General features: G+C 71.5%; 13 protein-coding genes. 6 read left to right on the top strand and 7 right to left on the bottom strand.

Translation table 11 applies throughout. The features are described from left to right. Window positions 1-70: 70 nt before the first annotated feature. Entirely contained in the window at window positions 71-1,966 is a 1,896-nt protein-coding gene (locus ACZ3II_RS06380) for a MinD/ParA family ATP-binding protein (protein ID WP_465516526.1), read from the top strand. Between the two features lie 85 nt (window positions 1,967-2,051). Here the strand turns inward: ACZ3II_RS06380 and ACZ3II_RS06375 are convergent, their stop codons facing one another. The 3 genes from ACZ3II_RS06375 to ACZ3II_RS06365 form a co-directional block, all read right to left on the bottom strand. Next, the gene (locus ACZ3II_RS06375) at window positions 2,052-2,474 is read right to left on the bottom strand and encodes a DUF3151 domain-containing protein (RefSeq protein ID WP_465516525.1); all 423 of its coding nucleotides are present in this window, start codon (window positions 2,472-2,474) and stop codon (window positions 2,052-2,054) included. 759 nt (window positions 2,475-3,233) lie between these two features. Then, the gene (locus ACZ3II_RS06370) at window positions 3,234-3,371 is read right to left on the bottom strand and encodes a hypothetical protein (protein WP_465516524.1); all 138 of its coding nucleotides are present in this window, start codon (window positions 3,369-3,371) and stop codon (window positions 3,234-3,236) included. A 122-nt stretch (window positions 3,372-3,493) separates the two neighbouring features. Further along, complete coding sequence (locus ACZ3II_RS06365; RefSeq protein ID WP_465516523.1) at window positions 3,494-4,486, bottom strand: ADP-ribosylglycohydrolase family protein; 993 nt, start codon at window positions 4,484-4,486, stop codon at window positions 3,494-3,496. Window positions 4,487-4,542: 56 nt separating this feature from the next. Between ACZ3II_RS06365 and ACZ3II_RS06360 the strand changes: the two genes are divergently transcribed. Further along, window positions 4,543-5,730, top strand: a complete 1,188-nt coding sequence (locus tag ACZ3II_RS06360) for an LOG family protein (protein ID WP_465516522.1) — start codon at window positions 4,543-4,545, stop codon at window positions 5,728-5,730. A 26-nt stretch (window positions 5,731-5,756) separates the two neighbouring features. Continuing rightward, complete coding sequence (locus tag ACZ3II_RS06355; protein WP_465516521.1) at window positions 5,757-6,068, top strand: hypothetical protein; 312 nt, start codon at window positions 5,757-5,759, stop codon at window positions 6,066-6,068. A 3-nt stretch (window positions 6,069-6,071) separates the two neighbouring features. On the opposite strand, the gene ACZ3II_RS06350 is transcribed toward ACZ3II_RS06355, so the two are convergent. Both ACZ3II_RS06350 and fbaA read right to left on the bottom strand, forming a co-directional pair. After that, the gene (locus ACZ3II_RS06350; protein ID WP_465516520.1) at window positions 6,072-6,593 is read right to left on the bottom strand and encodes a hypothetical protein; all 522 of its coding nucleotides are present in this window, start codon (window positions 6,591-6,593) and stop codon (window positions 6,072-6,074) included. A 111-nt stretch (window positions 6,594-6,704) separates the two neighbouring features. After that, entirely contained in the window at window positions 6,705-7,730 is a 1,026-nt protein-coding gene (gene fbaA, locus ACZ3II_RS06345) for a class II fructose-bisphosphate aldolase (protein WP_043525720.1), read from the bottom strand. Between the two features lie 219 nt (window positions 7,731-7,949). On the opposite strand from fbaA, the gene ACZ3II_RS06340 reads away from it, so the two are divergent. Then, window positions 7,950-8,132 carry a hypothetical protein gene (locus tag ACZ3II_RS06340; protein WP_465516519.1) on the top strand — a complete coding sequence of 61 codons (183 nt, stop codon included), beginning with the start codon at window positions 7,950-7,952 and terminating at the stop codon, window positions 8,130-8,132. Window positions 8,133-8,138: 6 nt separating this feature from the next. Here ACZ3II_RS06340 and ACZ3II_RS06335 read toward each other — a convergent pair whose 3' ends face one another. Both ACZ3II_RS06335 and ACZ3II_RS06330 read right to left on the bottom strand, forming a co-directional pair. Then, window positions 8,139-9,116 (bottom strand): LCP family protein, encoded by a 978-nt coding sequence (locus tag ACZ3II_RS06335; protein ID WP_465516518.1) that lies wholly within the window; start codon window positions 9,114-9,116, stop codon window positions 8,139-8,141. Beyond that, window positions 9,113-9,457 (bottom strand): sigma-70 family RNA polymerase sigma factor, encoded by a 345-nt coding sequence (locus tag ACZ3II_RS06330; protein WP_465516517.1) that lies wholly within the window; start codon window positions 9,455-9,457, stop codon window positions 9,113-9,115. The genes ACZ3II_RS06335 and ACZ3II_RS06330 overlap by 4 nt, the downstream gene beginning before the upstream one ends. On the opposite strand from ACZ3II_RS06330, the gene ACZ3II_RS06325 reads away from it, so the two are divergent. Next, window positions 9,431-10,798 carry a 3' terminal RNA ribose 2'-O-methyltransferase Hen1 gene (locus ACZ3II_RS06325; RefSeq protein ID WP_465516516.1) on the top strand — a complete coding sequence of 456 codons (1,368 nt, stop codon included), beginning with the start codon at window positions 9,431-9,433 and terminating at the stop codon, window positions 10,796-10,798. The two genes, ACZ3II_RS06330 and ACZ3II_RS06325, sit on opposite strands and share 27 nt — an antisense overlap. Continuing rightward, a complete protein-coding gene (locus ACZ3II_RS06320; protein WP_465516515.1) occupies window positions 10,795-13,287 on the top strand; it encodes a polynucleotide kinase-phosphatase in 2,493 nt (830 codons plus the stop codon). The genes ACZ3II_RS06325 and ACZ3II_RS06320 overlap by 4 nt, the downstream gene beginning before the upstream one ends. Window positions 13,288-13,325: the final 38 nt, after the last annotated feature.

Below are 13,325 nucleotides of genomic sequence, written 5' to 3'. Positions count from 1 at the left end.
CCGCCCGGGCGGAACCTGTGTCACCCTGGACGGGCTCGCCAAGATTGCCTGGTTACGGGGAGGTTCATCCGTGGAGGAGGAGCACGCCGACCGCGGCCGCGTTCCCGGGGCCGAACCCTCGGTCCGGGAAGTGGAGCCGTTCTGGGCGGACGAGCCCGAGACACCGGGGCCTGTGCCGCCGGTCGCTCCGGGCCCGTCGCCGCAGATGGTCGAGGTCGAGCCGGGGGTGTACCGGCCGGCAGTGGATCCGTCCCTGCCACCGGGCGTGCACGTGCCCGCCCCGCGGCCGCCGGCCGATCCGATCTCACCGCCTCCACCGTCGCCGCGGGCCGACCTTCCGGTGGGTTCACCATGGGCGCAGCCGTTCGTGCCGCCGCCGCAGCCGCGCCGGCACTCCACCCCACCCGCGCCGAACCAGCCGCCGGCTCCCGCCGTGCCGGGTCCGTCGCTGGTTACCCCCGTGCCGGGCCCGCCGCCGGTTCCGCCCGTGCCCGGTCCGTCGCTGGTTTCTCCCGTGCCGGGCCCGCCGCCGGTTCCGCCCGTGCCCGGTCCGTCGCTGGTTCCTCCGGTACCCGGTCCGTTGCCGGTTCCTCCCGCGCCAAGCCCGCCGCCGACCGACGTCCGGCACGGCATCGTCCAGCCGCTGTCGCCCGCGCCGGGTCCCCTCTACTCTCCGGGACCGAACGAGGGCATGGCGGTCCGCCCGCCGCAGCCGGGACCCGCGCCCCAGCCCGGGCCTCCGCCGTTCCACCCGGGCCCGGCGCCTCAGCCGGGTCCGGCACCGTTCCCGCCCGGGCCGCCCCACGCCCAGCACAACGTGCCGATTCCGGTGCCCGGTCCGATGCCTACCCCACCGCCCCGGCCGGCGCACGACGACCCGAACGGGCCGGACCTCCAGCAGCAGACACCCTGGGATTTCCCCGCGCCACCGAACCAGCCCGGCCCGCAACCGAACCAGCCCGGCCCGCAGCCGTTCCCGCCGGCGCCTCAGGCGGAGGTCGACCCGTTCCAGGAGCTGAACATGCTCGCGGACGCGACCCCGACGGCGGAGGAGTTCGCCCGCCGCCGGCTGGCCCGTCCGTCCCAGCAGAGCGCCACCATGGGCACCCGGGCGATGCTCCGGAAGACCACGTTCGGCCTGCTCAACCTGGCTCCCGGGCAGGACGAGCTGGAGTACAAGAAGGACGTCGAGACGGTCCGCCGGAACTTCGGCGGTCTGCGGCAGGTGACAGTGGTCAACCCCAAGGGCGGCGCCGGCAAGACGGTCGCCGTGCTGCTGCTCGCGATGACCTTCGGGCAGAAGCGCGGGGGGTACGTCCTGGCCTGGGACAACAACGAGACCCAGGGCACCCTGGGCATGCGTGCCCAGCAGGACTTCCACGCCCGGACGGTCCGCGACATGATGCGTGACCTACATCTCTTCCAGGGTGCGCAGGGTCGTGTCGGCGACCTGTCCCAGTACGTCCGCTCCCAGGGCGAGGGCATGTTCGACGTCCTCGCCTCGGACGAGTCGGCGACGGCAGGCGAGATGCTGACCTCGGACGCGTTCGCGGAGATCCGGGACGTGGTGAGCCGGTTCTACAAGCTGATCTTCGTGGACACCGGCAACAACGTCCGCGCGGAGAACTGGCAGGCCGCGATGGACGCCACCGACCAGCTGGTGATCACCATGTCGGCGCGAAACGACTCGGCCGAACCCGCCGCCCGCGCTCTCGACCACCTGGAGCAGAGCGGCCGGCGGCGACTGGTACGCCAGGCAGTGACGATCGTCACGATGCCACCGACCCGCAAGGACATCGACCTGCAGTGGATCGAGCAGCACTTCCGGGCCCGGACCCGGGCGGTGCTGGTCGCCCCGTACGAGCGCCTGCTCGACTCGGGCGAACCGATCCGTTACGGCGAACTCTCCAACAAGACGAAAGAGGCCTGGCTCAAGATCGCCGCCTCGGTCGCCGAAGGTCTGTAGCGTTCCGGCAGGAGGCCGCAGCGGTCTCCTGCCGGAATCATCAGCGCGACGCCGCCGGGATCGGCCACGCCGCGCGGACGGCAGGTCAGGTCAGGGCGTCAGCGGCGGCCGGGTCGCTGTCCCGCAGGAACTGGGCACAGCGGGCCGCCTCGTCGGCCTCGCCGATCGCCGCGGCGGCCTGCGAGAGCACGTGCAGGCAGCGCAGGAAGCCCTGGTTGGCCTCGTGCGCCCAGGGAACCGGCCCGTGGCCCTTCCAGCCGTTGCGGCGAAGGGCGTCCAGGCCACGGTGGTATCCGGTGCGGGCGTAGGCGTAAGCGGTGACCGGCTCACCGGCCTCCAGGGCGGCGGCCGCCAGCGGCGCCCATGCGGCGCTGTAGGCGGGGTACCGGGCGGCGACCGCCTTGAACGCCTGGTCGGTGCCCGTAGCGGCGGCCTCGGCGAGAGCCTTGTCGGCCTCGGCGTCAGCGGGCAGTCGGGTGGCCGGCGGCTCGGGAAGGAGGTTCTGCATGCCCTCATTCAACCCGGCCCGCCGTCGTTCATTCCGCCTTGACGGCGTTTCGCCACATGAACAACGCCTCAACCCTCCGTTCCACGGAGTCGTCCCAGCGCGCACCCGGATGACTCCCCGCCGACTGCCACGGTCACGAAGCCCGTCGGCCTTCTGGCCAATCCCCCCGGACCGGCCCCCGCGCTGAGGTGGTCGTCCCGGCACGCACTCGGAATGCCTCCCGGCGACCGCCCCTGCCCTGAGCCCCGTCAGTCCTCTGGGCAGGCGCCCGGCAGGACCCCACGCTTCGGAGGCGGCGGATCTGCGCCGGATCTTGTGAACCTGGCACCGGAGCCGAGCACCCAAGGTCGCGAATCGGCTCATCCGTGTGCGTTCGACTCCGGAATCCCGGTGCCTCCCGACCAAGATCGCCAGCCTTACCGATCTTGAGCGGGAGCAATCGGTGCGGATCACACAAGATCCCGGTGGTCAGCTCAAGATCGGCAGGGGTGCGCTTACATCCTGTCGGAACTTGCGGACTCACGAGCACTCGCACGAGCACTCCCGGTCACACGAACCCTCGCGGACGCACAAGCACTCACGGAGGGAGACGGGAACAGGACTCTCCGCCCTCCCGTGAAGCCACCGAATCGCCGCCGGCCCAAGGAAGCCGACCCGGTCGAGGTTGATTACGCAGGACCGATCGTTCTTTCCGGCGACGGTGTTGCCCTGCTCGCCGAGCGCGGCAAACATGCCTCGACGGCCCACGCCAACCCGGCATCACACGGCCAGCCGCCGGTGCACGGCCACCCGCCGGTACACGGCCACCCACCAGTACACGGCCAGCCGCCGGTACACGGCCACCCACCAGTACACGGTCAGCCGCCGGTACACGGCCACGGGCCGCCACCGGCTCATCCGGCTGGTCCTGAGGGCTGTCTCGGACGGGCGGAGACAGCCCCGCGAACCAGCCGAGGGGTGACCGGAAGCCGAGGGCGGGCGGGAGGGAAGGCACGGGACCGTGCGTGGCCCGTACCGGATCAGTCCCAAGCGGCGCCGAGGCGGAAGAGCCGGTCCGCGTATTCGATCTGGGTCTGCCAGTCGGCCGGCCAGGCCGCCAGGCCGAGTGACGCGCCCGCGAACGCGCCCGCCAGGCAGGCGATGGAGTCGGAGTCGCCGGAGGAGGCGGCGCCGCGGGCGACGACCGTGACCGGCTCGTCCGGGGAGATCAGATAGACGTAGAGGGCGGTGGCCAGCGCCTCCTCGGCGATCCAGCCGGCGCCGGTGGCGAGGCAGGGGTCACCGTCGAATCGGCCGACAGCCAGGGCTGTCGCGACCCGGTCCAGGGCGGCGGCGCACTCGTCCCAGCCGCGCGCGATGAAGTCTTCCGGTCCGGACACCGTCGGGCGCTGCCACAGCTCGCCCAGCCAGTCGCCGCGGTAGATCTTGCGCTGTTCGGCGCAGCGGTCCCGGAGCGCCGCGAGCAGGTCCCGCGGCGCGAGGCCGTCGCGGAGCCAGAACACGGCCCAGGCGGTGAGTTCGCTGGCGGCGAGACCGGTCGGATGCCCGTGGGTGAGGGCGGCCTGCAGCTGCGCGGCGCCGGCCCGCTGGTCCTCGGTGAGGCCGGGCACCAGGCCGACCGGGGTGACCCGCATGTTGGCGCCGCAGCCTTTCGAGTCGGCCTGGGTGGCCTGCACCCAGGGCCGGCCGTCGGCCAGGTTGCCGCAGGCGCGCAGGCAGGTCATGCCGGGGGCGCGGTCGTTCTCCGGGCTGGCCGCCCACTCCAGGAAGCGCCGCCGCAGCACGGGCTCGAACGCGTCCGGGGTGAGGTGCGGGCCGGCCTCGAGCAGGGCCTCACCGACCGCGAGGGCCATCTGTGTGTCGTCGGTCACCAGGGCCGGCTCGCCGACCAGCACCCGCGGGCCGCCTGGCCCGTATCGCGCCACGATCGCCGGATAGTCCTGGAACTCGGTCGGTTTGCCGAGTGAGTCCCCGTAGGCCAGCCCGAAAAGTGAACCCGACGCAGCACGCATGGAACAACCTTAGGTAGTCCGTCAACGAGGTGCGCGGTGGGCGCAAGATGGACGGCATGCCCGATCCGCTGCAACCAGTCCTGGGCGGGGACGCGCCGTTCGACGCGACCGCCGAAGAGATCGAGACCCGAGCCGAACTGGACGTGCACCTGGCCAAGAACACCCTGGCCGGGCTCTGCGTCCTGGGCCTGCGCCTGGACCGGGATCCGCCCGAGTTGTCCGGAGTGGACGTGCGGGACACCCTGTTCGTCGGCTGTCACCTGGCCGGGCCGGAGGTGGAGGCCGACCTGATCCGGCGCGGGGCGCACATCATCCCGCCGTTCGACGAGCGGCCCTACCCGACCCATCCGGCGCTGCTCTACACGCCGGACGATCTGGCGGCCGGGTTCGCCGAGCACGGTTTCGCCGGCATGTTCGACACCGTGGTCTACGAGCATTTCGTGGCGCACGGCGGCGCAGTGCCGGACATCCGGGAGGCGCTGTCCCAGCGGCTGCACGACGCCGGGATCGACAACGCGCTGGGCAAGGCGCTCAACGAGTGGGCGCATGTGCACGGGACCGGCGGCGCGATCGGGATCATGGGTGGCCACGCGGCGCCCCGGGGTTCCGCGGCGTACCGGATGGCGGCCTCGCTGGCGCAGCGGCTGGCCGGGGCGGGCCGCCTGATCGTGACCGGCGGCGGTCCGGGGGTGATGGAGGCGGCCAACCTCGGGGCGTACTTCGCCTCGCGGAGCGACCGGGAGCTGGCGACCGCTGTCGATCATCTGTCGGTGGCGCCGCAGTTCATGGATCACGACCCCTACACGGCGGCGGCCCTCTCTGTCCGCAAGATCTATCCGCTGCCGGATCTGGACGTCGCCGGTCAGCTTCAGCACGGCGGTCTGGCACTGCCCACCTGGCTGTACGGGCACGAGCCGGCCAACCTGTTCGCCGGTCAGATCGGCAAGTACTTCTCCAACGCCGTCCGGGAGGATTCGATCCTGCGGCTGGCCCGGGGTGGCATCGTGTTCGCGCCGGGCTGGGCCGGGACGGTTCAGGAGATCTTCCAGGCGGCGACGAAGACGTTCTACGCCACCGACGGCCCGTCCGGGGCCTACGTCTTCCTCGGCACCGAGCACTGGTCGAAACTGCCGGTGGTGGACCTGCTGGGGCCGCTGCTGGCCCGTTCGCCCCATGGCGACCAGTCTCATCTGGTCGTGGTGACCGACTCCCTGGACGAGGCTGTGGCAGCGCTCTCCCGGTAGTGGCGCGGCTACCGCACACTGCTGCCATGGAAGCGTTGTTGTTCGTGCCGGTGATCCTCGGTCTGCTGATCGCGGTCTTCGCCGTGGTGCTGGTCGTCAAGGTGATCAGCCACAACACCAGGTCCGCCTACCGGCAGGGCCGGTCCGGCCATGGCGGCTCGTCGCATCGCAGCCGTCACTACACCCATCACCACAGCAGCGGTGGTGACAACTCGTATGTCGATTCCCCGTCGAGCGACAGCAACGACAGCGGCGGCGGCTGGTGGAGCGGCGGCGGTGACAGCGGCGGCGGGGGTGGCGGCGACAGCGGCGGCGGGGGTGGCGGCGGGGGCGACTGACCGTCAGGCGACGTGCACGCGGCGCCAGTGCACCGCGGGCAGGTCCGCCTCGGGGACGTCGGTGAGGCCGTTCTCGTCCATCGCGTTGTAAACGGCCAGCCGTGCCCCGTCGAAGAGGAACTCCACGGCGTGCAGCACCCGGGGCCGCCAGTCGGCCGACGTGGTCCGCTCGATGATGTTGACGGCGCGGAGCGGGCGGCCCCGGGCGTTACGCAGCGCGGCGTGCGGGTCGGATCGCCAGTCGAAATGCTCGTACCAGTCGACGGGCACCGTCATGTCGATCTGGTCGAAGGTGATCGCGCACTCGTCGAATTTACGGTGCGTGATCTCGACGCGACTCAGTCCGAAGTCGAGGATCACCGGGCCGTCGGCGAACCAGCCACGCTGCGCGATGTCCCACATCAGGTGGCTCGATCGCAGCCTGCGGCCGATGAGCCGCACGAACGAGTGTCGATGGGTGGCGGCGAGGGCTTCGGCATCGTGATGCCACTCGGGTTTCCAGCCCTCGATTCCGAGCACGATCACCGTCCCGCCGATCTTGACGGGTCGATGTTACCCGTGCCTCTGCGTAACCCTGCAAGACAACAACGGCCGGTCCCCACGAAGGGGACCGGCCGCCGCCGGTGGATCGGGTGATTACTTGCCGAGCGAGGTGCCGGCCGAGCGGAGGTGCTGCGCGGCCTCGACGACCCGCTTGGCGAGGCCGTTCTCGGCGAGCTTGCCCCAGGCGCGCGGGTCGTACGCCTTCTTGTTGCCGACCTCGCCGTCGATCTTCAGAACGCCGTCGTAGTTCTTGAAGAAGTGGTCGGCGACCGGGCGGGAGAACGCGTACTGCGTGTCGGTGTCGATGTTCATCTTCACCACGCCGTAGTCCAGCGCGCCGTGGATCTCCGACAGCAGCGAGCCGGAGCCGCCGTGGAAGACCAGGTCGAGCGGCTTCTCCTTGCCGTACTTGGCGCCGATCGCGTCCTGGATCTCCTTGAGGATCTCCGGGCGCAGCTTGACGTTGCCCGGCTTGTAGACGCCGTGCACGTTGCCGAAGGTGAGGGCGGTCAGGTAGCGGCCCTTCTCACCCAGGCCCAGGGCGGCGGCGGTGGCCAGGCCGTCCTCGACGGTCGAGTACAGCTTGTCGTCGATCGCGGCGGAGACGCCGTCCTCCTCGCCACCGACGACGCCGACCTCGATCTCCAGGATGATCTTGGCAGCGGCGGTCTTGGCGAGCAGCTCCTCGGCGATCTGGAGGTTCTCCTCCAGCGGCACGGCCGAGCCGTCCCACATGTGCGACTGGAACAGCGGCGCCTGACCCTTGGCGACCCGCTCCGCGGAGATGTCGATCAGCGGGCGGACGAAGCCGTCGAGGTGGTTCTTCGGGCAGTGGTCGGTGTGCAGCGCCACGTTGATCGAGTACTTCTTGGCGACGTGGTGCGCGAACTCGGCCAGCGCCACGGCGCCGACGACCTTGTCCTTGATGGTGGGGCCCGACACGTACTCGGCGCCACCGGTGGAGATCTGGATGATGCCGTCGCTGCCGGCCTCGGCGAAGCCCTGGAGGGCCGCGTTGAGGGTCTGCGAGGACGTCACGTTGATCGCCGGGTAGGCGAACGCGCCGGCCTTGGCGCGATCGATCATCTCGGCGTAGACCTCGGGAGAAGCGATAGGCATCGGATGCGCTCCTTGCTCTTTTTTCACGGCAGCAGAGGGCAGGACCGCGCTGTCCTCCAGCAGGCAGTATTCCGCAGTCGCGTTGCGTAACGGAAACTGCCCCGAAATTCACACCGCCCGGCTGCCACAAACCGGGCGGATGCCTGTTTGTGCGGCATCCGGACGGGGGAAGCCGCACCATGGACGAGGAGCAGCCGAGAGACGGAAGGGAGCCGAAGCATGACGCACCCGATGGCCGAGCTCGACCTGGAGACGCCCGAGGTCGACGCGGCCGAGCAGGCGATGGCCGCGGTCCCCGGCTGGCCGGACGACGCCGGTGACGAGCGGCGGCCCACCGAGGCCGGCGACTGGGACGGCCGTGAGGACAACCGGACCGTCGACTTCGACGACGACTACCGCTGACGGCGCTCAGCCGTCGACGAAATCCGGGTGGGCCGCGGCCCACTCGCCCACCCGGTCCGCCCGGATCGCCGCGAACAGCCCGGCCCCGACCTGCGGATAGATCGCCTCGGCCGGGCTGCCCTCCGGCCCGCCGGCAGCCGAGCGCGCGCCGATGCCGACCAGCTCCGGCCGGTCCAGCGAGGCCGCCAGCCGCAGCAGCCCCAGCCTGTCCCCGTCGATGGTGATCCCGTCCGTCGCCGCAGCCAGCAGGCCCTGCAGCTCGCCCAGGTCGATCCCACCGACCGTCACCTTCTGTGACAGGGAGCGCAGGAAGGACCGATTGTGGGCATCCCGGTCATATAACCCGTTACGCAGCTGGTAGCGGCCCCGCAACAGCGGTCCCACCTCCTCAGGGCCGATCGTCTGGCAGCCCTCCGGGATGGCCTTGCGCTTGCTGTGCGCGACGATGCCCTGCTCGACGCACACGGTGACGCCACCGACGGCCCCCGTGACCGCGGTGAGCGCCGGCAGGCCGACCGTCACTGTCGCGTCGATCTCCACCCCGGTCAGCGACCGCACCGCGTCCCGGGTCGCGGCGGCACCGCGCAACAGGGTCGCGTTGAGGCGCTCCCCGGACGGCAGCACGCCGGTGCGGGGCAGGCTGACCAGGTAGGCCCGCTTCCGGTCGGCGGTCACGTGCAGCAGCATGACCGTGTCGGCCAGCCTGCGGTCGCTGCCGAGCAGCAGCACGTCGACCGGCCCGTCGAGGCCCGCCGCGGGCAGCACCGGCGGGACCGGCCCGTGCCCGAACCGGCCCGCCATGACCGGCACGCCGACGCCGGCCAGCACCACCGCGGCGGCCGCGCCGGCCACACGCTGCCAGGCACGGCGGCGCTTCGCCCGTACCCAAGCGACATCGATCCCGGCGCGGACCGGATCGGAGGCCGGGGTGTCGGCCTCGTGCCGGGCGAACGCCGCCCGCAGCTCTTCCTCGATCTTGCTCATGGGGTCTCCACCAGTTCCGCCCGGAGCGCGCCGAGCCCTCGCGAGATGGACGAGCGGACCGTGCCGACGGCGCAGCCGAGGATGTCGGCGATCTCCTGGTCGGGCAGGTCCTCGTAGTAGCGCAGGACGAGGGCGGCCCGCTGCCGGCGTGGCAGCCGGGCGAGCAGGCCCCAGATCCGGCGCTGAGCCGGCTGTCGGCGAATTCCTCGTAGGTCACGGTCACCTCCGCTCCTACGACGGGACCGGGTCCCGGAATCATTGCGGCGCGACGCAAATCGATCGCTGGATTCGCCCCGCGCTGACAGGATCGGCGTGTGCTGCTCACTCTGACGACCACCCACCGGCCCGCCACGGACCTGGGATATCTGCTGGTCAAGCACCCTGATCGGGTGCACTCCTTCGACGTGCCCACCGGTACGGCGTACGTCCTCTACCCCGAGAACACCGAGGACCGCTGCACCGCCGCCCTGATGCTGGACGTGGACCCGCAGATGCTCCGGGCGCAGAAGGACGCCTTCGAGCTGAGCCAGTACGTGAACGACCGCCCCTACGCCGCGTCCAGCCTGCTGGCCAGCGCGATGGCGAAGGTCTTCCGGACCGCCCTGCGCGGCGCCTCGAAGGACCGTCCCGAGCTGGCCGCCGCCGCGATCCCGCTGGAGATCCGGGTGCCCGTGCTGCGCGGCACGCCGGACCTGGTGACCCGCCTGTTCGCGCCGCTCGGCTGGACGGTGACGGCCACCCCGATCCCGTTCGAGCCGGAGATCGGCGGCGACAGCCGGTACGTCGACCTGCTGCTGACCGGCGAGATCCGGCTGGCCGACGCGCTCAACCACCTCTACGTGCTGCTCCCGGTGCTGGACGACGGCAAGCACTACTGGGTCGCCCCGGACGAGATCGAGAAGCTGCTGCGCTCCGGTGAGGGCTGGCTCGCCGCCCACCCGGAGAAGGTGCTGATCGCCCGCCGTTACCTGGCCCATCGCCGCTCGCTGGCGACCACCGCGCTGCAGTTGCTCGAAGCGGATCAGCCGGTCACCGAGGAGGAGGCGGAGCTGCCGGTGGCCCGCCGCGCCCCGCTGGCCGAGCAGCGCCGCGACGCCGTCCTGGCCGCCCTGGCCGAGGTGAACGCGTCCCGGGTCCTGGACCTGGGCTGCGGTGGCGGCGCCCTGCTGGCCGCGCTGCTCAAGGACCGGAGCTTCACCGAGATCGTCGGCGCCGACGTGGCCACCCGCACGCTGGAGATGGCGGCCCGCAAGCTGAGGCTGGACCGGCTTCCCGAACGGCAGAAGGACCGGGTCAAGCTGATCCAGACCGCGCTCACCTACCGTGACGACCGGCTGCGCGGGTTCGACGCGGCGGTGCTGATGGAGGTGATCGAGCACGTCGACCTGCCCCGGCTGCCCGCGCTGGAGGCCGCCGTCTTCGGTCACGCGCAGCCCGGCGCCGTCGTCGTGACCACGCCGAACGTCGAGTACAACGTGCACTACGAGGGTCTCACCGGGATGCGTCATTCGGATCATCGCTTCGAGTGGACCCGTGCCGAGTTCGCCGCCTGGGCCGGCCGGGTCGCGGACGCCTACGGCTACACCGTCACGATCCGTGGTGTCGGTGACGACCACGAGACGACCGGCGCCCCGACCCAGCTCGCCCTGTTCGCCCGTGAAACGAAGGAGGTGACCGCATGATCATCGACGTTCCCGAGCTCGCGCTCGTGGCCCTGGTCGGCATCTCCGGTTCCGGCAAGTCCACGTTCGCCCGCACCCATTTCACGCCGACCCAGGTGCTGTCCTCGGACTTCTTCCGCGGCCTGATCGCCGACGACGAGAACGACCAGTCGGTGTCGGCGGAGGCCTTCGAGACCCTGCACTACGTGGCCGGCAAACGGCTCGCGGGCGGCCGGCTGACCGTGGTCGACGCGACGAACCTCCAGGCACACGCCCGGGCCGGCCTGGTCAAGGTAGCCCGTGAGCACGACGTGCTGCCGGTGGCGATCGTGCTGGACGTGCCGGAGGCGCTGGCGTGGGAGCGGACGCAGGCGCGCGAGGACCGTACCTTCGATCGCCGGGTCCTCACCCGGATGAACCGTGACCTGCGGCGTTCGCTGAACCAGCTCGCCAAGGAGGGCTTCCGCAAGATCCACGTGCTGCGCGGGGTGGACGAGATCGCGGCGGCCGAGATCCGCTACGAGAAGCTGTTCAACGACCGCAAGGACGAGCACGGGCCGTTCGACATCATCGGCGACGTGCACGGCTGCCGCGCCGAGCTGGAGACGCTGCTGACCGAGCTGGGCTGGGAGTTGGCCCGCGACGAGAAGGGCCGCCCGGTGGACGCCGTCCACTCCGAGGGCAGGAAGGCCGTCTTCGTCGGCGACCTGGTGGACCGCGGGCCGGACTCGCCGGGCGTGCTGCGCCTGGTGATGGGCATGGTCGCGGCCGGCCACGCGATCTGTGTGCCGGGCAACCACGAGCAGAAGCTGGCCCGCAAGCTGAACGGGCGCAACGTACAGCTCACGCATGGCCTGCCGGAGACCCTCGAACAGCTCGCCGCCGAGCCGGACGAGTTCGTCGCCGAGGTGCGGACCTTCATCGAAGGCCTGGTCAGCCACTACGTGCTCGACGACGGCAAGCTGGTGGTGGCGCACGCCGGGCTCAAGGAGGCGTACCACGGCCGGGCGTCCGGCCGGGTGCGCAGCTTCGCGCTCTACGGCGAGACCACCGGCGAGACCGACGAGTACGGGCTGCCGGTCCGTTACCCGTGGGCCCGGGAGTACCGCGGTTCCGCCGCCGTCGTCTACGGCCACGTGCCCACCCCCACCCCGGAGTGGATCAACAACACCATCTGCCTGGACACCGGCTGCGTCTTCGGCGGGAAGCTGACCGCGCTGCGCTGGCCGTCCCGCGAGATCGTCGCGGTCCCGGCGGAGAAGGAGCACTACGCCCCGGTCCGCCCGATCTTCACGGAGACCAAACCCGAGCAGGGCCTGGACCTTGCGGATGTCATCGGGCGGCGTCACATCGATTTCGGGTACGGGACCACGACCGTCCCCGCCGAGAACGCCGCCGCCGCCCTGGAGGTGATGGGCCGGTTCGCCGTCGACCCGGAGACCCTGGTCTGGCTCCCCCCGACGATGGCTCCGTGCACCAGCTCGACCGTCGACGGTTTCCTGGAGCACCCGTCGTCCGCCTTCGCCGACCTGCGGGCCGCCGGCGTGGACCGGGTGGTGTGCGAGGAGAAGCACATGGGCTCCCGCGCCGTGGTCCGCGTCTCGGCGTCCGGCGAGGGCGACGCGATCTGGACCCGGACCGGCCGCCCGTTCTTCGGCCCCGAGCTGGACGAGCCGCTGCTCGCCCGGGTCCGGGCCGCCGCCGCGCCGATCTTCGCCGAGTTGGAGACCGGCTGGCTGCTCATCGACGCCGAGCTGCTGCCGTGGTCGGCCAAGGCGGGCAGTCTGATCCGGCACCAGTACGCCGGGGTGGGCGCCGCCGGCCGGGCCGCGCTGCCGGTCGCCCTGTCGGTGCTGGAGAAGGCGGCCGGGCGCGGGTTGGACGTCGCCGGGCTGCGAGACCGCCTCGAACTGCGGTCCGCGGAGATCGACGGGTACTCGGCGGCGTACCGGGCGTACGTGAAGCCGACCGACGGGCTGACCGGGGTGACACTGGCGCCGTTCGCGTTCCTGGCCGGGGCCGGCGTCTCGTACGCGAAGAAGGACCATGACTGGCACCTCGCCCTGGCCGACCGGCTGGTCGCCGCCGACCCGGAGATCTTCACGCCCACCCGGCGGATGATCGTGGACCTGGCCGATCCGGCGTCGGAGGCCGCCGCGACCGAGTGGTGGCTGACGCTGACCGGCGCCGGCGGGGAGGGCATGGTGGTCAAGCCGTGGGCCGGCCTGGCCGTGACCGGTGAGAAGGGCCGCCTGGTGCAGCCCGGCGTGAAATGCCGCGGCCGGGAGTACCTGCGGATCATCTACGGCCCCGAGTACACCCGGCCGGAACAGCTGGAGCGTCTGCGGCAGCGCAACCTGGGCCGGAAACGGGCGCTGGCGCTGCGCGAGCACGGGCTGGGCCTGGCGGCGCTGGACCGGCTGGCCGAGGGTGCGCCGCCGTGGCGGGTGCACGAACTGGTGTTCGCGATCCTGGCCGCCGAGTCGGAGCCTGTCGACCCCCGTCTGTGACCGGAGCGTCACGTCTCGCATCGCACAGCATTCATACA

Source organism: Actinoplanes sp. NPDC019969, assembly GCF_055562375.1.
Note: the sequence above shows the minus strand (reverse complement) of the source record. Positions and strands in the feature narration are given on the sequence as shown.